General features: G+C 69.8%; 21 protein-coding genes. 6 read left to right on the top strand and 15 right to left on the bottom strand.

Going from position 1 to position 17,899, the window contains the following annotated elements:
- The first annotated feature begins 85 nt into the window (after positions 1 to 85).
- Positions 86 to 604, top strand: a complete 519-nt coding sequence (locus tag ACLQ2O_RS01675) for a DUF4446 family protein (protein WP_425826373.1) — start codon at positions 86 to 88, stop codon at positions 602 to 604.
- 17 nt (positions 605 to 621) lie between these two features.
- On the opposite strand, the gene ACLQ2O_RS01670 is transcribed toward ACLQ2O_RS01675, so the two are convergent.
- Positions 622 to 2,211, bottom strand: a complete 1,590-nt coding sequence (locus ACLQ2O_RS01670; RefSeq protein ID WP_425826371.1) for a diacylglycerol kinase family protein — start codon at positions 2,209 to 2,211, stop codon at positions 622 to 624.
- Positions 2,212 to 2,316: 105 nt separating this feature from the next.
- Between ACLQ2O_RS01670 and serS the strand changes: the two genes are divergently transcribed.
- Entirely contained in the window at positions 2,317 to 3,591 is a 1,275-nt protein-coding gene (gene serS / locus ACLQ2O_RS01665; protein WP_425826369.1) for a serine--tRNA ligase, read from the top strand.
- Positions 3,588 to 4,382: an HAD family hydrolase gene (locus tag ACLQ2O_RS01660; RefSeq protein ID WP_425826367.1), complete on the top strand. Its 795-nt coding sequence runs from the start codon at positions 3,588 to 3,590 to the stop codon at positions 4,380 to 4,382. Before serS ends, ACLQ2O_RS01660 begins: the two co-directional genes overlap by 4 nt.
- Before the next feature lie 99 nt (positions 4,383 to 4,481).
- On the opposite strand, the gene ACLQ2O_RS01655 is transcribed toward ACLQ2O_RS01660, so the two are convergent.
- Complete coding sequence (locus tag ACLQ2O_RS01655; RefSeq protein ID WP_425826365.1) at positions 4,482 to 4,991, bottom strand: WhiB family transcriptional regulator; 510 nt, start codon at positions 4,989 to 4,991, stop codon at positions 4,482 to 4,484.
- Positions 4,992 to 5,611: 620 nt separating this feature from the next.
- Between ACLQ2O_RS01655 and ACLQ2O_RS01650 the strand changes: the two genes are divergently transcribed.
- On the top strand, positions 5,612 to 6,409 hold the full coding sequence (locus ACLQ2O_RS01650) for an HAD family hydrolase (RefSeq protein ID WP_425826363.1): 798 nt from the start codon (positions 5,612 to 5,614) through the stop codon (positions 6,407 to 6,409).
- Positions 6,410 to 6,412: 3 nt separating this feature from the next.
- Here the strand turns inward: ACLQ2O_RS01650 and ACLQ2O_RS01645 are convergent, their stop codons facing one another.
- Together ACLQ2O_RS01645 and ACLQ2O_RS01640 are read right to left on the bottom strand one after the other, a co-directional pair.
- Positions 6,413 to 7,021, bottom strand: coding sequence for a bacterial proteasome activator family protein (locus ACLQ2O_RS01645; RefSeq protein WP_425826361.1), 609 nt, complete (start codon positions 7,019 to 7,021; stop codon positions 6,413 to 6,415).
- 55 nt (positions 7,022 to 7,076) lie between these two features.
- Positions 7,077 to 7,607, bottom strand: coding sequence for a CGNR zinc finger domain-containing protein (locus ACLQ2O_RS01640; protein WP_425826359.1), 531 nt, complete (start codon positions 7,605 to 7,607; stop codon positions 7,077 to 7,079).
- 25 nt (positions 7,608 to 7,632) lie between these two features.
- Here ACLQ2O_RS01640 and ACLQ2O_RS01635 point away from each other — a divergent pair, with 25 nt between their 5' ends.
- On the top strand, positions 7,633 to 7,803 hold the full coding sequence (locus ACLQ2O_RS01635; RefSeq protein WP_184801156.1) for a hypothetical protein: 171 nt from the start codon (positions 7,633 to 7,635) through the stop codon (positions 7,801 to 7,803).
- A 13-nt stretch (positions 7,804 to 7,816) separates the two neighbouring features.
- Here ACLQ2O_RS01635 and ACLQ2O_RS01630 read toward each other — a convergent pair whose 3' ends face one another.
- The 6 genes from ACLQ2O_RS01630 to ACLQ2O_RS01605 are packed head-to-tail and all read right to left on the bottom strand — an operon-like array spanning position 7,817 to position 13,419.
- Positions 7,817 to 10,447 carry an FtsX-like permease family protein gene (locus ACLQ2O_RS01630; protein WP_425826357.1) on the bottom strand — a complete coding sequence of 877 codons (2,631 nt, stop codon included), beginning with the start codon at positions 10,445 to 10,447 and terminating at the stop codon, positions 7,817 to 7,819.
- Complete coding sequence (locus ACLQ2O_RS01625) at positions 10,447 to 11,166, bottom strand: ABC transporter ATP-binding protein (protein WP_425826355.1); 720 nt, start codon at positions 11,164 to 11,166, stop codon at positions 10,447 to 10,449. The genes ACLQ2O_RS01630 and ACLQ2O_RS01625 overlap by 1 nt, the downstream gene beginning before the upstream one ends.
- On the bottom strand, positions 11,163 to 11,774 hold the full coding sequence (locus ACLQ2O_RS01620) for a PadR family transcriptional regulator (RefSeq protein WP_425826353.1): 612 nt from the start codon (positions 11,772 to 11,774) through the stop codon (positions 11,163 to 11,165). The genes ACLQ2O_RS01625 and ACLQ2O_RS01620 overlap by 4 nt, the downstream gene beginning before the upstream one ends.
- A 51-nt stretch (positions 11,775 to 11,825) precedes the next feature.
- On the bottom strand, positions 11,826 to 12,410 hold the full coding sequence (locus ACLQ2O_RS01615; RefSeq protein ID WP_425826351.1) for a TetR/AcrR family transcriptional regulator: 585 nt from the start codon (positions 12,408 to 12,410) through the stop codon (positions 11,826 to 11,828).
- 36 nt (positions 12,411 to 12,446) lie between these two features.
- Positions 12,447 to 12,821 (bottom strand): VOC family protein, encoded by a 375-nt coding sequence (locus ACLQ2O_RS01610; protein WP_425826349.1) that lies wholly within the window; start codon positions 12,819 to 12,821, stop codon positions 12,447 to 12,449.
- 25 nt (positions 12,822 to 12,846) lie between these two features.
- Positions 12,847 to 13,419, bottom strand: a complete 573-nt coding sequence (locus ACLQ2O_RS01605) for a TetR/AcrR family transcriptional regulator (RefSeq protein ID WP_425826347.1) — start codon at positions 13,417 to 13,419, stop codon at positions 12,847 to 12,849.
- Between the two features lie 71 nt (positions 13,420 to 13,490).
- On the opposite strand from ACLQ2O_RS01605, the gene ACLQ2O_RS01600 reads away from it, so the two are divergent.
- Entirely contained in the window at positions 13,491 to 13,904 is a 414-nt protein-coding gene (locus tag ACLQ2O_RS01600) for a VOC family protein (protein ID WP_425826345.1), read from the top strand.
- Here ACLQ2O_RS01600 and ACLQ2O_RS01595 read toward each other — a convergent pair.
- The 5 genes from ACLQ2O_RS01595 to ACLQ2O_RS01575 all read right to left on the bottom strand — a co-directional run bounded on the left by ACLQ2O_RS01595 (position 13,901) and on the right by ACLQ2O_RS01575 (position 17,833).
- Positions 13,901 to 14,878, bottom strand: coding sequence for an NAD(P)H-quinone oxidoreductase (locus ACLQ2O_RS01595; RefSeq protein ID WP_425826343.1), 978 nt, complete (start codon positions 14,876 to 14,878; stop codon positions 13,901 to 13,903). The two genes, ACLQ2O_RS01600 and ACLQ2O_RS01595, sit on opposite strands and share 4 nt — an antisense overlap.
- Before the next feature lie 23 nt (positions 14,879 to 14,901).
- Entirely contained in the window at positions 14,902 to 15,807 is a 906-nt protein-coding gene (locus ACLQ2O_RS01590) for a phosphotransferase family protein (protein WP_425826341.1), read from the bottom strand.
- Between the two features lie 74 nt (positions 15,808 to 15,881).
- Positions 15,882 to 16,310, bottom strand: a complete 429-nt coding sequence (locus ACLQ2O_RS01585) for a hypothetical protein (RefSeq protein ID WP_425826339.1) — start codon at positions 16,308 to 16,310, stop codon at positions 15,882 to 15,884.
- A gap of 84 nt (positions 16,311 to 16,394) precedes the next feature.
- Positions 16,395 to 17,042: a molybdenum cofactor guanylyltransferase gene (gene mobA / locus ACLQ2O_RS01580; RefSeq protein ID WP_425826337.1), complete on the bottom strand. Its 648-nt coding sequence runs from the start codon at positions 17,040 to 17,042 to the stop codon at positions 16,395 to 16,397.
- The gene (locus ACLQ2O_RS01575; protein WP_425826335.1) at positions 17,042 to 17,833 is read right to left on the bottom strand and encodes a carbon-nitrogen hydrolase family protein; all 792 of its coding nucleotides are present in this window, start codon (positions 17,831 to 17,833) and stop codon (positions 17,042 to 17,044) included. The genes mobA and ACLQ2O_RS01575 overlap by 1 nt, the downstream gene beginning before the upstream one ends.
- Positions 17,834 to 17,899 lie beyond the last annotated feature (66 nt).

The following is a 17,899-nucleotide window of genomic DNA, read 5'->3' as shown; positions in this document are numbered from 1 at the left end:
CCCGGACCCCGCTCAACGAGCGCCGCGCAGCCCGCACGGACACGCAGAGCACCTGACAAACCACACAACCGTTAGGCTGCGGACCGTGTCTTCGACGTTAGCCGGTGGTTTCGGGATCGCCGCACTCTTCGTGGCGGTGCTCGCCCTCGTGTTCGCCGTGCAGGCGTTGCGGGGTCAGACCGCGGCGGCCAAGGACGTGCCGCCCGCGACGCCGCCGAAGACCGAGCTGCCCCCGCGCCCCGATCCCAAGCCGGGCACGGTCGGTGCGCAGCTGCACACGCTCGGTCGTCAGCTGGAGCAGACCCAGGCCGGCCTGAAGCTGTCGCTGCAGCACCTGGCGATCGTCCGGTACGACGCCTTCGGCGACATGGGCGGCCGGATGTCCTGGTCGGTGGCCCTGCTGGACGACAACGGCGACGGCGTCGTGCTGACGTCGATCAACAGCCGCAACGACGCCCGTTCGTACGCCAAGGAGATCAAGGCGTTCGAGAGCGAGGCCAAGCTGTCCCCGGAGGAAGAGGAAGCCCTCGAGACCCTCCGCAAGCAGGCCGCCGCGGCCTGCGACCCCCGAGCAGGACTGACCGGCCCCAGCTCACCGGCCTAGCGCCGTACCGGCCGAGCTCAGCGCCGCTTGGGCACCCGTACGACGAGCGCCCCCGGGTCGACCTCCGCGGACAGGAACTTCCCCGCGCCGATCCCGTCCCCGTCGAGCTGCCGCTGGACGTCGGCCGCAGCGGTGATCTCGACCTTCCGCGCCGTGAACCGCTCGAGGTACATCTCGGTCCGCTTGGTCCGCGTCATCACCCGCCAGAACACCAGCGGCCACTGCGTCACCCGCCGCGGCGCGATCACCACCACGTCGATCAGCCCGTCGTCGGGCCGTGCGTCGGGCAGCAGCGGGATGTTCGCCTGCAGCATGCCGACGTTGCCGATCACCACGGTCCGGACCCGGCGCTCGATCGGTTCGTCGCCGTCGATCGCGATCCGGACCTTCACCGACGGGTGGTTGATGTTCTTGGCCGCCGACACCAGGTACGCCGTCCAGCCGATCTGCGCCTTCAGGATCGGCGGCGCCCCGGTGATGATCGCCGCGTCCAGGCCGAGCCCGGCCATCACCGCGAAGCGGTCGGTGTCGAGCCCGTCGCCGTGCACCTTGACCAGGTCGATCCGCCGTTCCCGGCCGTCCAGGATCCGTTCGAGCGCGTCGTCGAGGTCGAGCGGGATGTGCAGGTTCCGGGCCAGCAGGTTCCCCGTGCCGGCGGGAATGACCCCGACAGGGATCGCGGTGTTGGCCAGCGCGGCCGTGACCACCCGAACCGTCCCGTCACCGCCCGCGACCAGCACCAGGTCCGACTCGTTCTCGATCGCCCGCTTGGCCATCGCGTTGCCGGCGTCGTCCTCGCGGGTCTCCAGCCACAGTGGGTCGTCGAACCCGCGGACGGCGAGCGCGCGGGAGACCTTCCGCCGGAACGCGACGCCGTCCCCGACCTTGATCGGGTTCACGATCACGGCGGCGCGCGGGGGCGTCGTACGGGACTCGTCCGTCGGCGTACGACGCCGCCGGCGGCGCAGACCGGGCCGCAGGCCGAAGCCGATCGAGGTCGCGGTCAGGATCGCCAGCCCGAGCGCCCAGCCGCCGAGCACGTCGGACAGGTAGTGCACGTTCAGGAAGATCCGGTCCGCCGAGGCGAGCAGGACGACGGCGATCGTCGGCAGCAGCACGAGCGTCCGGAACCGGCGCCGCCACCCGCGGACCGACGGCAGCACCACGCCGAGCGCCCCGGCCATCACGAAGGCGGCCGTCGCGTGCGAGGAGACGTACGACCAGCCGTCGGTCTCGACCAGCATCGCGGCGGGCCGGGCCCGGTCGAAGATGTGCTTGACCGCCTGGACCATCCCCAGCTCGGCGCCGGCCGACACGACCAGCCAGACCGTCAGCAGGCGGGCCCGGCGGTGCCACAGGTAGATCCCGACCACCACGATGACGCCGCGCATCGTCCACGGCAGGACCACCGCGCCCAGCACCTGCCACAGGTCCACCCAGCTCGGCCGGCCTGCCCCGTACGACGCGACGCGCGCGGCCACGGAGTCGTCCCACGCGCGCAGCGGCGGCCAGTGGCCGAAGACCAGCAAGGTGACGACCGCGAACGGCAACGCACCCAGCACGACCGTGACCGCACGGCCGAGATGACTGGGTGGATGGTGGTTCATCGCCCGCGTACTACCCCCTCGAAGAAACCTGGCCGTCCGGCTGGTGCAAGCTCATCATCCCGAATAAAATTCCGCGTTCATGACACGCCCCGATAGCCTGAGCGTGTGATCGATGCCAAAGTGCTCCGTGAGAACCCCGATGTCGTCCGTGACGCGCTGACCAAGCGCGGCGAGAGTCCGGCCAAGGTCGACGAGATCCTGGTGGCCGACTCCGAGCGTCGATCGTCGATCGCGGCCTTCGAGTCGCTGCGGGCGGAGCAGAAGGGCCTCGGCAAGCAGGTCGCGCAGGCCAAGGGCGACGAGCGGACCGCGCTGCTGGAGCGGACCAAGACGCTGTCCACCGAGGTCAAGGCCCACGAGGCGACCGCGAACGAGGCCGAGAAGCGCTTCGACCTGCTGTCCCGCGCCCTGCCGAACCTGGTCTCCGACCAGGCCCCGGTCGGCGGCGAGGACGACTTCGTCGTGCTCGAGGAGATCGGCAAGCCGCGCGACTTCGCCGCCGAGGGCTTCGAGCCCCGCGACCACCTGGAGCTCGGCGAGCTGCTCGGCGCGATCGACATGGAGCGCGGCGCGAAGGTCTCCGGCGCCCGGTTCTACTTCCTCAAGGGCGTCGCCGCGCAGCTCCAGCTCGGCATGCTCCAGCTCGCGATCAACCAGGCGGTGGAGTACGGCTTCACCCCGATGATCACGCCGACGCTGGTCAAGCCCGAGGTGATGGACGGCACGGGGTACCTGAACGCCCACGACGACGTCTACCGCCTGGAGGAGCCCGAGCTCTACCTGGTCGGGACGTCGGAGGTCGCGCTCGCCGGGTACCACATGGACGAGATCGTCGACCTGTCCAACGGCCCGATGCGGTACGCCGGGTGGTCGTCCTGCTACCGCCGCGAGGCCGGCTCGTACGGGAAGGACACCCGCGGGATCATCCGCGTCCACCAGTTCGACAAGGTCGAGATGTTCTCCTACTGCAGCCTCGAGGACGCCGAGGCGGAGCACCAGCGACTGCTGGGCTGGGAGAAGGAGATGCTCGACAAGATGGAACTGGCCTACCGGGTGATCGACACCGCGACCGGTGACCTGGGCGCCTCGGCGTACCGGAAGTTCGACTGCGAGGCGTGGGTGCCGACCCAGGGCGCGTACCGCGAGCTCACCTCGACGTCGAACACGACCGACTACCAGGCCCGCCGGCTGAACATCCGGCACCGCGACGCCGACGGCAAGACCCGTCACGTCGCGACGCTGAACGGCACGCTGGCCACCACCCGGTGGATCGTCGCGATCCTGGAGACGCACCAGTTGCCCGACGGCTCGGTCCGGGTCCCGGCCGCCCTGCGCCCGTACGTCGGCGGCCGCGAGGTCCTCGAACCGGTCCGCGGATGACGGCGACCGACGGCTGGCGGCCGCAGGCCGTTGCCCTCGACATCGACGGCACGCTGGTCGACCACGACGAGCGGATCTCTGCCGCCGTGGTCGACGCCGTCCGCCGGGCGGCCGCGCAGGTGCCGATCGTGCTGGCCACCGGCCGGTCGGCGGCGGCCACGGTACCGATCGCGGAGCTGCTCGGCCTGCAGCGCGGATTTGTTGTCGTGAGCAACGGTGCGCGCACGCTGAGCTACCCGGCCGGTCAGATCGTGGACGAGCGCACCTTCGACCCGACGACCGTGATCGCCTCGGTCCGCGAGCACGCGCCGAACGCGCGGATGGCGGTCGAGGAGGCCGACGGCGGGTACCGGGTGACCGCGCCGTTCCCCGAGGGCGACCTCGGGGGTGACGCGTTCCGGGTGGTCTCCGACGCCGAGCTGGCGCCCGAGCCGGTGACCCGGTTGATCATCCGCGACCCGGACGCCTCGGAGGCGGACTTCATCGAGCTGGCCGAGCGGCTCGGCCTGCACGGCGTCAGCTACTTCGTCGGCTGGACCGCGTGGCTGGACATCGCGCCCGAGGGCGTCGACAAGAGCACGGGGCTGAAGGTCGCGCTGGCGCAGCTCGGCCTCGACGCGTCAGGGCTGGTCGCGATCGGTGACGGGCGCAACGACATCGAGATGCTGACGTACGCCGGGCTCGGGGTCGCGATGGGCGCGGCACCGGACGAGGTGAAGGCGGCGGCCGACGAGGTGACCAAATCGGTGCAGGACGACGGCGTGGCCGCCGTGCTCAACCGCTGGTTCTGACAGTTCTCCAGGGCAACGAAAGAGGCCCGGAATCCCTGCTGTGCAAGGGTTCCGGGCCTTTGCTGTCACCGATAGTCCGCTGGCGGGCCGAGTATCGGATCAGGCGACGCGGGTGCTGCCGGTGCGCGGTGCGGGGCAGGGCTGGTCCACCACGGCGTCGAACGCGTCCAGGACGGCGCTGACCTCCGGGCGGGCCCGCGGTGCCTTGGCGGCCGGGCTCTGACCTCGGCGAGCCCTGCGCAGATGACGTTTCACGGTCGACAGCGAGCATCCGAGCCGCATCGCGAGCGACTCGAGGCTGTCGTTGGGGTACTGGGTCCGCAGTCGCAGGACCTCTTCGTGGCTGACCGGCCGGCGGGTCCCGCGGGCCCCGGCGAGCTGGTCGAAGTCGTCGGCCTGGACCTCGACGTCCAACAGGTTGCGCATTGAACGACGTTGTACTGCGGTGGTTCCGGCGACGAAGCCGCTGACGTCGTGCTCGGCCACCGCGCTGAACAGGCAGTCGGTGAACAGCGGGCAGGAAGCACAGACCAACTTGGCTTCCCGGACCAGCTGGTCGTAGCGCTCCCTGGTCCGACGGGTCGCCGACGCGGGCGGCGGCTCCTCCATCAGGCGGTGCTGGAAAATGTCAGATCGTGCGATACAGCCGGTCATGGCCCCTTCCATGATGGAAGATGTGTCGACAGCCGCACGGGCGGACCTGGCCCCCGGTGGGTTGGCGGTGTTGACAGTCATCGTGGCTCCCCAAGTTCCAGGACCCGGTGAACGAACGATGAAGCCTGTTCGAACACCCGAGCCCACTAGCTGATGGACCGACGCTCGTTGCCGACCCACCCCGTTTGTCCGGCGCTAGGCGCACCGATCCATAACTGTTGACGCCGCCGATCCGGTTTTGGTTGCACCCAATTCCGCACCAGTTCCTCGACGTTCTTCCCGGCGTGGGTCGGACCGGATGTGGATGATCCGGAACAGGCGTACGACGTGTGCGAACCGCCTCTGGTTCCCCGCCGGCCACCGCATGAAATCATGCACAAACCCTGCGGCGCAGGGGAACTTGCTGCCTTTGCAGCATCCTGCCGTAACGGTCTGGTGACGTTGTTCAATGGTCAATCAGATTGCATGGAAAACGATCTCCAGATGGTTGCGCGATGACTCCCCGAGGGGGTAAGGGGATCTTTCCTGAAGGGGCAAAAGGTCTGCCCGAAGACCGTTACGGTAGGTACGTGTCGATGCGCAGAACACCCCGCCTGGTGGCCACCGATCTGGACGGCACGCTGGTCCACAGCGACTCGAGCGTCTCCCCGTTCACCCGGAGCACCGTGCTCGCGGTCCAGGAGGCCGGCGCCGTCTTTGTGATGGTCACCGCCCGGCCGCCGCGCTGGCTGCACGACCTGTCCGAGCTGGTCGGCGCGCACGGGGTCGCGATTGTTGCCAACGGCGCCATTCTGTACGACGTCGCCGGGCGCAAGGCGATCCGCACCCGGCTGATCGATCCGGCCGTCGCGCTGGAGGTCGCGCTGGCGATCCGGGCCGCCGTACCGGAGGTCGAGTTCGCGATCGAGCGACCGGACCGTTACGGACAGGAACCGCACTACCTGAACCGCTGGCCCAAGCCGGACGACACGTTGATCGCCGCGATCGACGAACTGCTCGCCGAACCGGCCGCCAAGCTCCTGGTCCGGCACCGCAGCCTGCACTCCGACGAGCTGCTGGCCCGGGTCGCGCCGATCGTCGGCGAGCGGGTGGCGGCCAGCCACAGTGGCGGGACCGGTCTGGTGGAGATCGCCGCGAGCGGGGTCTCGAAGGCCGCGATGCTGGCCGATTTCGCCGCGGAGCAAGGAATCTCGGCGAGTGAGACGATCGCCTTCGGGGACTCGCTGAACGATCTCCCGATGCTCACCTGGGCCGGTACGTCGTACGGCGTCGCCAACGCGCACCCCGAGGTGCTCGCCGTCGTCGATCAGGTCTGCCCGACAAACGACGAGGACGGTGTCGCCACCGTCCTCGCCGACGTGTTCAATCTCTAAGAACTACAGGTACATCCCGCCGCTGCCCGGCCCGTCGGTGGTGCCGTTGGCCTGCGGAGTGCCCGGGAACGGGCCGCCCTCGGGCATCTGCTGACCGCCCGGCAGCGCGCGGCGCATCTGCTCGAGCTGCTGGCGGGCGGCCATCTGCTGGGCGAACAGCGCCGTCTGGATGCCGTGGAACAGGCCCTCCAGCCAGCCGACCAGCTGGGCCTGCGCGATCCGCAGCTCGGCCTCGGTCGGCGTGCTGTCGTCGGTGAAGTCGAGGCTCAGCCGCTCGAGCTCCTCGACCAGTTCCGGCGCCAGGCCGCTCTCCAGCTCCTTGATCGAGGCCTCGTGGATCGCCTTCAGCCGCTGCCGCGACGCCTCGTCGAGCGGAGCCGCCTTCACCTCTTCGAGCAGCTGGCGGATCATGTTCCCGACCCGCATCACCTTGGCCGGCTGCTCGACCAGCTCGGTCACCGAGCGTGGCCCCTCGTTCGCGTCGTCGTCGTTCTCGTCGCGCGGCGGCCCCTCGACGGCCATCCCGTCCGGCCCGACGATCAGGATCTTGCCGTCCTCGGTCCGAGCCCCCGCCATCGGGACTTCCTGGCCCTCGTTGCTCTCCTCGCTCATCTGCCCATCCTAGAAGCACTGTCGTCCCGGGTCTGTGGTGAGCGCTCCGGGAGTCTCAGGCAGTGCGCGCGCGGTGCCGTCGTACGGCGTCGCGGTTGGAGCAGGCGGGACTGCAGTAGCGCTGCTTCCCGCCACGGGACAGATCGGCGTACACCTGGTCGCACCCGTCCATCGCGCAGCGTCCGAGCCGGGAGATCCCACGGCCCGCCAGGTGCAGCGCCGTACCGGTGCTGATCAACGTCGCGACCAGCCGCCAGACCGGTACGCGGAAGGGCCGGTAGTGCATGTGCCAGCCGTCGCCCGCGTGGTTGGTCAGCCGTGGGTGCTCGGTGTACTTGGCGAGCATCTCGTTCACCAGGTCGACCCGCTTCTGCTCGTCGGACGCGTCGACGACCGCCAGCCACTCGTCCAGCACGATCCGGACTGTGGCGACGTCGTCGTCGGTGACCTGTCCGTCCCGCACGTGACTCTCGTCGATGCCGCTTTCCACGCAGCGCGCGGCCAGCTCGGCGGGCGTCGAGGCCGGGTGCGTGACCAGGTTCACCGCCAGCAGGACCGCATCGGCGCCGTAAGGGTTGAGATGCATAATGCCATTACAGCACGATGGATCCATGACCACCAGACAAGAACTTCACCGGCACCGCTGGCGGGTGGCGTCGTCACACCCCGTCAGCGAAGGACTGCTCACCTACCAGAGCTGCGCCTGCGGCCAGTGGCGCGTTACCAGTACGCCGCTGCACCCGGTCGCGCACCCCGACCTGGCCCGGACCCGGGCCAAGTAGGGGCGCACAGCAACTAATCGACCCGACGTACCATCGGCAGCCGCGAGCGCGTCATCAACCAGGCCAGCGATCCGGCGAACAACGGCACTACGATCACGATGGCACCGATCTCCTGCCACGGGATCACGAAGCTCGGCGACCCGAACGCCGCGTGCGCCGTGTAGCCGTACAGTGCACCGACTCCCACGCCCAGCAGACATCCCAGCTGTCCGAGCACCCACGCCTGCGCCGCGGCCAGGTTGCGCCGTCGTCGCGGTGGCGCGCCGACCGCGGCCAGAGTGGCCAGGTCGGCCCGGCCTTCGGCCGCTGAGAGCGAGACCGAGATCGCGACCCCCAGCAAGGTGACGACGGTGGCCGCGCCGATCAGCCCGAGCAGCCAGAGCCGCGCCGGGCTCTGGTACCCCTTCTCGATCACGAGCAGGTCGTCGTGGCCGAGCACCCTGGCCACGGCCGCGAACTCGTCGTCGGTCGGCTCCCGCTCGAGGACGTACTGGGCCTGCAGGACCTGGACCGTGCCCAGCTTGTTCGCGGTCTCGGGACTGACCAACGACGCGAACCGCAGCCGACCGACGTCGGGCGGTGAACTCACCACCGCGCCCGGGAAGGGCTTGGCCAGCTTGCCCTCGTAGTCGGTCTCCGAGGTCAGCCGGGCCATCGAGCCCTTCAGCGCCGCCTGGTCCGGTACGACGACCTTGCCCTCCCGCAGCGCCGCGGCGGCCTTCGGCCCGTACTCCGGGAACCGGGCGATGTAGTCCGGATCGATGACGAGCACGGGGTAGCCCGACATTCCCTCCATGCCGGCCGGACCCATCGCCATCAGGCCCGGCGTGTAGCCGCCGCTCGACTGCTGCCCCCGCAGGGCCACCGCTCCGAGCTCGTACGTCGCCTTGGCCGGGATCAGTTCGGCCACCTTCCCGACCGTGGAGGCGGAGTACGGAACCTCGCCGCCGAAGTCGATGATCCCGTCGCCGGACAGGCTCTCCGGCCGGTAGTCGACCGCGTCCGCGGCGATGCTGTTGGCCGCGGCGAACGCGATCGCCGCGGTGGCCGCGACGGCCATCATGATCGCCGCGGTCGCCGGGCCGGTGCGGTGGCGGTGCCTGGCCGCGTCGCGTAGAGCGAGCCGTCCGCTCAACGGGAAGATCCTGGCGATCCCGGCCGTCTTGGCCACCAGGCCGGGCAGCAGCCAGACCAGCCCGATGATCGTGGCGGTGATCCCGAGCAGCACCAGCGCGATCGGCCCGGTCGGGGTGAGGGTCGTCCGGCCCGATCCCTCGGTGGCCAGCTTCTTCGCCGCCTCGAGCATGCTGGCCATCCAGCCGCTTCCGCCGACGGTCAGCACGACACCGGCGATCACCATGACCAGGGCGGGCCGGCGGATCCGGACCACCCCGGCGGTCACGGTGAACCGTCCCGCCAGCGCCGCCATCGGCATCTGCCGGCCGGCGCTGATCGCCGGTACGACGGCCGCCGCGAGCCCGGCGAGCAGACCGAGCACCGCGATCACCAGCAGGTTCGTCCACGGAACCTGGAAGCCGACGATGACGGAGTTGAGCATCTTCTCCCACAGCGGCTTGCCGACGACCATCAGCAGCAGGGCGATCACCAGACCGCCGCCGGCGCCGAGGACGCCCGCGAAGAGCCCCTGCAGCAGCACGATCCGGCGGACGTCGCGTGGCCTGCCGCCGGTCGCGGTGACGAGCCCGAGCTCGCGTGTCTGGCGGCGCGCGCCGACGGCGAACGCCGTACCGGCGAGCAGGACGATCTCGAGGATGCCGAACCCGACCACCAGCGCCATCACCGCGACCGCGCCGGCGTCGCCGGCCCCGCCGTACAGGGACGGCGGCGGGTCGATGATGTTTGCCCTAGGCACCAAGTACATGCCGTTGCGGAGCAGGTCGTTGCTGACCGCGTCCGGGTTCGCCGTGGCGGGCAGATCGACCAGGTAGTAGTACCTGGCATCGGAGTCGGCGTCGACCAGCCGGCTGTCCGGGGTGGTGAAGAGCGCTCTGGTGTCCGGGCCGAAGAGCGTGCGGGCAAGCCCGACGATGACGAGCTCTTGATTGTCCGCGGTCCGGACGGTGGCGCCGGGCTTCAGCTGCTTGCCGTCCAGCAGGGCGAGGAACTTCGCGAGCTCCGGCGACACGGCGACCTCGTTGGGCTTGCCGGGCATCCGTCCGCTGTCCAGCTTGAAGGTCCCGTCCAGCAGCTTGCTCTGGCCGTCGCCTGTCAGCAGCCGGACCGAGGTGTTCGTCTCCGGGCCGCGCACCTCGGTCGAGCCCATCTCGTACAGAGAACGGGCCGCCGTACTGCCAGGGGGCAGGTAGGCCAGCGGGTCGACCTTGGCGGCATCGCGCGACGCCACGACTCCCGGCGGCGGGGCGGGCTCGCCCCCGTTCAGCTGCGGTTCCTGCTGCTGCGGACCGTACTTCGCGTACGGCGACACCATCAGCTGGGCGTCCGACGTACCGATCGTCGTCTTCGCGAGGGTCTCCCCGGTCGGGCTCCCGGCGACGTTGGTCAGCCCGATCCAGGACGCGGCCAGCACCGGTACGCCGATCAGCGCGGCGACCAGCAGAGTTCTCCCCTTGGCGCGGCGAGCCGTGCGGACCGCGATCCGCAGCGGTGGTCCCCAGCCGCCCATCAGTGCGCTTCCAGCAGGATGTCGGCCTCGGGCAGCGGACCCGACTGGCCTACCAGGAGACCATCACGCAGGTAGACGACGCGGTCGGCCCAGGAGGCGTGCCGGGCGTCGTGGGTGACGAGGACGCCGGCGATCCCGTGCTGGTCGCACCGGTCGCGGAGGAGCTGCAGGACCGCTTCTCCGGTCTCGGAGTCGAGGGCGCCGGTGGGCTCGTCGGCGAGCAGCAGCCGCCGTTCGCCGACGATCGCCCGCGCGATCGCGACGCGTTGCCGCTGGCCACCGGACATCTCGTCGGGAAACCGGTCGGCCAGCTCCGCGATCGCCACCTCCGTCAACGCGGCCTCGGCGAACTTGCGTGCGGTCTTGGCCCGGGTGCCGTCCAGCTCGAGCGGCAGCATCACGTTCTCGGCCGCGGTCAGCGCGGGGATCAGGTTGAAGTCCTGGAAGACGTAGCCGATCCGCCGCCGGCGCAGGGCGGCGACAGCGTTGTTGCCCAAGGTAGCGAGGTCGTTCCCGTCGATCAGGATCTGGCCGGAGGTCGGCCGGTCGAGACCGCCCGCGCAGGTGAGCAACGTGGACTTGCCGGAGCCCGACGGGCCCATCACGGCGACCAGCTCACCGGCGGCGACGGTCAGGTCGACGTCGCGCAGCGCGTGCACGGCCTGCTCGCCGGATCCGTGCACCCGGCTGAGATTGCGGATGTCCAGAATGGTGTTCATCGCTTGGCCTCCGCCTGGTGGGTTCGATCGGGCTGCTCGGCCGGGGTCGCCGTACCGGAAGTGCTGTCGGTGCTCGGGGTGCGGCGGGCGCGGGACAGCATCGCCTCGCAGTGGTCCAGCCAGCGGATCTCCGCCTCGGCGGAGAAGATCATCGACTCCAGCACCAGCAGCCAGGAGATGTCGCCGTCGCGGCTGTTGCGCTTCAACCGGGTCAGCTCCTGCATCGACCGCATGGTCGAGCTCCGCTGCAGCTGCACCACGGCGGGCACGTCGACCCCTGGGACGGCCAGCGCCAGCGCCAGCTTGATCGCCAGCTCGTCACGCGGCCGCGACTCCCGGGTCACCGGTGTCGTGAACCAGCCGGCGAGCTCGGCCCGGCCGGCCTCGGTGATCGCGTACCGCGAACGCCCGTCGCCGTCGTCCTGACCCGCCTCGGCGACGACCGGCTGGACGAGTCCGTCCCGCTCGAGCCGGGTCAGGGTCGTGTAGACCTGCCCGATGTTCAGCGGCCAGGTCGAACCGGTGGCCGTCTCGAACTCGCCGCGCAGTTGGTATCCGTACTTCGGTTCGGCTCGGAGCAACGCGAGCAGACCGTGCTTGATCGACATGGATACTGAGTATGCATACCGAGTATGCGCCTGGTCAATCCGGCGCCGGGCTCAGGGGGTGAAGAGGCGGGCCAGGTGAGCGTCGAGGGAATCGGTCAGGAACCGCGCGCGCAGCGGCTCGGCCAAGGTGAGCGCCTGGACGACCAGGCCGTCGACGACCGCGAGCAGGAGGCCGGCCTCGGTCTCGGTGTCGGTGACCTCCGGCAGGGTGCCTTCGGCGGCGGCCGCGTCGAGCAGGCGGGCGAACGCGACCCGGAGCTCGCTGTCGGTGGCCGCCGCGATCTCCTTCAGGGTCGGTGAGATCGCGGCGGCCGCACTGAAGGCCAGCCAGACCCGGGCGTCACGGGCGCGGGCGGCGTCCAACGGCAGCCAGAGCTCGAGCGCTTCCCGCAGCACCTTGCGCGGCGGGCCGGACAGGTCGACCGTCGCCAGCTTCTCGTCGAACCGCTCGGTGACGTGCCGGAACGCCGACGCGACCAGTTCGTCCTTGCTGCGGAAGTAGTACTGCACCTGCGCGAGCGAGATCCCGGCCGCCGCCGCGACCGTCCGCATCGTCGCTGCCTCGAGGCCACGCTCGGCGATCACGTCGAGCACCGCGTCCAGCACGTGCGCACCGCGCCGCTGTTCCCCAGTCACCCCCTGACGGTAGCCCTTGGCAACGACATTCGGGGGTCAATTCATGTTACGAACCAGGTGCGTGACGCCGGCCGGGTTGGTGATCCAGCGCCCGTCGCTCCCCTCGGGCAACGGCTCCAACTCGTCCTGGGCCTCGATCCCGTGGCTCTTCAGGTGCTCCATCGCCGCGGCCACGTCCGGCGTCATGAGCTCCAGCCACAGGTCGGACCGCGCGTAGTTGTCCACCTGGTCGAGCCAGAGCGTCACGGGTCCGTACTTCAGCGACGCGCACCGCGGCACCGCGTCCACGACGTGCGGCCCGGACTCGTCGGTGACCTCGAACCCCAGGACGTCGCGGTAGAACGCGACCGTCCGCTCGAACTCGGCCTTGGGCAGTTTCATCGCGATGTTCAGTCCACCAGTGAATTCCATGCCTGGCAGTCTATATAAGTTGCGACTAATAGTCACGCGACAATCTGCGCACGAGTTGCGCGACGGCCGCGTCGACGTCGTACGGGTGTCCGACGCCAGGCGTCAGCTGGTCGAGCACCAGTCCGTCGATCGCGAAGTGCAGCAGCCGAACCTCCTGAGCGCCGCCCGGCAGCTCGGCGTTGACGTGGAACGCGACGTCGGCGTCGAACCCCTGCCGCAGCGTCCGGGTCAGGATCTCGTGCAGTCCCGGCCTTCGCGCCGCTTCGAGCCGAAGCTCGAACAGGGCCAGCGGAAGCTCGGGATTCCCGAGCAGCCGCTCGACGATGTACCGCACGTAGTCGACGACCAGGTCCGTCGACGGCTCGCGCGCGGCCAGCGGTCGCAGTCGATCGTCGGTCGGCGCGAGGCGCTCGAAGATCCGCTCGCCGAGCGCGCCCAGCAGGGCGTCCCGCGTACGGAAGTAGTTGGAGGTCGTCCCGGCGGGAAGTCCCGCGGTGGCGTCGACGGCGCGGTGAGTGAGGCCGCGGGCGCCGGCCTCGGCCAGGACGGTCAGGCCGGCGTCGGCGAGCTGGTCGCGGCGTTCCGGGTTTCTGGGCATGTTGACAAGGTTACAGCCATCCACTACAAATGTCGTACTCAACCACGACAGCTGTAGTAAAAGGAGACCAGATGCAACCCGCCGCCTTCGGCGCCACCGTCGTCACCGCCCAGCCCGCGCGGGTCGCCGCGTTCTACACGGAGTACTTCGACCTGGAGATCACCGTCGACCTCGGCTGGTTCGTCTGCCTGCGCCGCGGCGACGCGTCGTGGGAGCTGGCCATCTGCGAGCGCGGCCACGCATCGGTCCCGCCCGCCGTCTCGGCGACCACCGACAGCTCGAACGTCTTCGGCTTCGTCGTCGACGACGTCGACAAGCTCGCCGCTCGCCTCGTCGAGGGCGGCGTCGAGCTGGCGATCGACCTGGTCACCGAGCCGTGGGGACAACGGCACTTCTACGTCCGCGACCCCGAAGGCACCTGGCTGGACGTCATCCAGCTCGTCGCGCCCGACCCGGAGTGGATCGCCGCGAACACCCCGTCCTAAAGCGTGAGGAGGATCTTGCCGCTCTGCGTCGACTGCTCGAGCTCCTCGTGCGCCGTCGCGACCTGCTCCAGCGGGTAGGTCGCGTGCACGATGGGCCGGACCTTCTTCGCCTCGACCAGCGGCCAGACGTGCCCGACCACCTCGGCCAGGATCCGGCCCTTGTCCTCGACCGAGCGGCTGCGCAGGCCGGCCGCGGTGATCGAACCGCGCTTGGCCAGCAGCCGGCCGAGGTCCAGCTCGCCCTTCGCGCCGCCCTGCATACCGATCACGACGATCCGGCCGTCGTACGCGAGCGACTTCACGTTGTCGGTCAGGTACTTCGCGCCGATGATGTCGAGGATCACGTCCGCGCCGGCCTTGCCGGTCGCCTCCCGCACCACCGAGGCCCACTCGGCTTCCTTGTAGTTGATCGCGACGTCCGCGCCGAGCCGGGTGCAGAACTCCATCTTGTCCGCGCTGCCGACCGTGCAGAGCACCCGCGCGCCGTGCGCGACGCCGAGCTGGATCGCCATCGTGCCGATGCCGGAGGCGCCGCCGTGCACGAGCAGCGTCTCGCCGTCCTTGAGGTGCGCCTTCATGAAGATGTTCGACCAGACGGTCGCCACGACCTCGGGCAACGCCGCGGCGCTGACCAGGTCGATGCCCTCCGGCACGGGCATCACCTGCGGTGCCGGTACGACGACCTTCTCGGCGTACCCACCGCCGGCCAGCAGCGCGCAGCACTCGTCACCGACCGACCAGCCCTCGACCTGCTCGCCGACGGCGCTGATCCGGCCGGACACCTCGAGGCCGATCGTCCCGGGCGCACCGGGCGGCGGAGGGTAGTGGCCCTGCCGCTGCAGGAGATCGGCCCGGTTCACCCCGGCCGCGACGACCTCGATCACGACCTCGTCGACGTTCGGCGTGGGGTCCTCGATCCGGCCGATCGTCAGGACCTCGACACCACCGGCTCCTTCACACACCACAGCTCGCATACTCGCCACCGTACTGCGTCGGCTCAGCGCGCGACGCTCCGTGTGCCGAGGATCTCGGCGATGTCGCCGGCGATCGAGTCCAGGGGATCGGTCACGCCTATCAACGTGAACCAGTCCCATAGCTCGAGGGCGTGGTAGAGCCGGTACGTGGTGGTCCGCTCTTCCCAGTCGGCGGGGAGTTCGCCGTACCCGTCGAGCAGGCCGTCGAGCTTCGCGCGGTCGTCCTTGATCGAGTAGTAGAACGCCTTCGCCAGGTCGAGCAGCGGGTCCGCGGCGATCGCGTTCTCGACGTCGATGATCCCGTTCAGCTGCCAGGTCTCGGGATCGACGAGCAAGTTGCCCTCGTGGAAGTCGTTGTGGCACAGCACGGGCTCGACGTCCGGCGGCACGGGATGCTCGGCGACGTACTCGGTGATGCGTGCCTGCAACTCCGGATCGCCGCCGAGCTCCTCGAACTCCTTCAGTTTCTTCGCGAACTGCCGCGCCATGTACTGGTCGTTGGACGGAAGCGGCTCGAGCACCTGGTCCGTCAGATACCCGTACGCCGGCTGCGGGATTCGGTGGATCCTTGTCAGCAAGGCGCCCGCCTGCGCGTAGATCGGCCGGTAGTCCGCCGGCGTCACCTCCGACAACGGCACGCCGTCCACCTTCGACAGCACGGTGAACGCGTGCGTCTCACCCGCGGGCTCCGCGTGAATCACCGACGGCACCAGCTCCCCGAGCTCAGGCGTCAGTACGCCGTACACGTACACCTCTTTGGCCTGCTTCCAGGCCCACTCCGGGTCGTAGACCTTCACGATCACCGCCCGGCCGTCGACGCCCCGAACCTCGAAGACCGTCGACAACTGCCCGCCCGACCGCGGCAGAATCTCGGCCACGTCCCATCCCGGCAACGCCGTGCGCACCATCCCGGCAACGTCATGATCCATCCGGTCAAGGTAGGGCGCGGACGGCCGGTAAGCGACTGGTTATTCCCCGGTCGGGCGGACCTCGAGGACTGCGATCAGTCGCAGTACCCGGTGCCGTTGACGTGGAACCAGCGGGACCAGTGGGTGCGGTTACGGATCGCGTCGCCCTTCTGTTCGTACAGCTGGAAGCGGACGCACTTGTCCTCGACGTGGTCGAACTTGCAGACTCCCCAGCCTTCCGCGGCCGGCATCGCCTTGCAGGTCCTGTCCTTGAGATAGTTCAGCTGCACGTGGACGACAGCGGCCCAGCCGTTGGCCACCAGGTCCCTGATCCACTGGTCGTCGCCGTCGCTCTCGAAGCAGGTGTCGGCGAACGACGTGTTCCAGAAGAACGAGCACCTGACGCCAGGAGGAGCATCCCCCAGCGTGGCGACGGGCGCCGCGGTGGCGGTTGTCGCCGTACCGGCGACCAGGAGGACGGCGCTGCTGAGGACGGCGGTGAGGAGCCGGGCGAGTCTGTTCATGGAGTCCCTTTCGAGGCGGGCGGCAGGCAGTAGGCCGCAGCCTAGAAGCGGGCGGGCGGTCTGTGCCGATTCGCTCGGGATTGCTCAGAAGTCGCCTGGCTGCGGGACCGATTCGCCTGGATGGCGGCTCGGTGGCCGGTCGGTGGGCGCGGCGGTCGCCGGGTCGTCGAGGTCCGCCCACGAGTCGACGTCGCGACCTGCCCGCGTCGGCTCCGCCCAGCGCATCGTCAACGGCGCGAACGTCCTGCGGATCGACTGGTCGCGCGGGTCGCCGATCGCCTCCAGCGCCGCCGTCAGCGCGTCCCGCCGGTACGCCGCCGCAAGTGGTTGCTCTCGGCCCCCAATATCCCGGAGTCCGTGCCCGTCGTGCTCGCCGAGCCCGTCGACCAGTCCCGCGACGTCGTCGGAGGTCAACCACGGCAGGTCGCACGACACCAGCACCACCACCGGCGCCGTACCGCATCGCAACCCTGCCGCTACTCCCGCGACCGGCCCACCGGCCGGGGGATGTTCCTGCGTCCAGCTCACCGCGCGACAGGTCGTCCGCTCCGGCCCGACCACGACCGTCGAGGCCGCCGATTCAGTTGCCGTGAGCACCCGATCGAGCAGCGAAACCCCTTCCAGGACAAGCGTTGCCTTGTCCACCCCGCCGAACCGTCGCGAAGCGCCACCCGCCAGCACCACCACGTCGTACGCCGTACCGGCCTCGGCGCCTGGCGGTTGCTCGGCCATCAGCGCGGCGTCACCGTGAACCGCCGGTTGGCCAGCGACGGATTCTTCGTGCGTACCTCGGCCAACCGCTCACCCGAGATCTCCGCCGTCGCGAAACCGTCCGCCTCACCGACCGCCGCGACCGCGATTCCCTGCGGATCGATCACTTGGCTCAGCCCCGAGTACTTCCGCCCGTTCTGCGCCGCCGACGCCACGTACACCGTGTTCTCGACCGCCCGCGCTGTCAGCAGCGTCGTCCAGTGGTGCTCCTTCAACGGTCCCCGCACCCAAGCAGCCGGTACGACGAGCACGTCGGCCCCCGCATCCACCAGCGCCCGCGACAACTCCGGGAACCGCAGGTCGTAGCACGTCATCAACCCGAACTTCAGGTCCCCGATCTTCACCACCACCGGTGCGACATCGCCCGGCGTCAACTGGTCCGACTCCTTGTAGCCGAAGGCGTCGTACAGGTGGATCTTCCGATAAGCCCCCAGCAGTTCACCGTCCGCGCCGACCGCGAGCAACGTGTTGTACGGCCGGTGCTCGTCGCAACTCCGCTCGAACATCCCCGCCACGATCGCCGTACCGTGCTCGAGCGCGCACTTGCGCAACGTACTGACGAACTCCCCGTCCAGCGCCTCCGCCAGCGGCCCGACCGACCCGCCCTCGGCCGCGAAGTCGGCCATCATCGCCTCCGGCAGCACCACGAGCTCCGGCCCCGCGGCCGCCGCCTGCGCCACCCACCGGACCACAGCCTCCCGGTTGGCAGCCTTGTCGTCGGAACTCGCGCCCTGCACCACGGCGATCTTCATGTCTCCATGGTGCCGCATCCACCGCGCCCGCGTGGGGGGCCTGTGGATACTCCAGCCGGCTCGGTT

The sequence above is a fragment of the Kribbella sp. DT2 genome (genome assembly GCF_049844575.1).
GTDB lineage: Bacteria > Actinomycetota > Actinomycetes > Propionibacteriales > Kribbellaceae > Kribbella.
The sequence above is the reverse complement of the archived record's forward strand: the minus strand, read 5'-3'. Positions and strand labels throughout refer to the sequence as shown.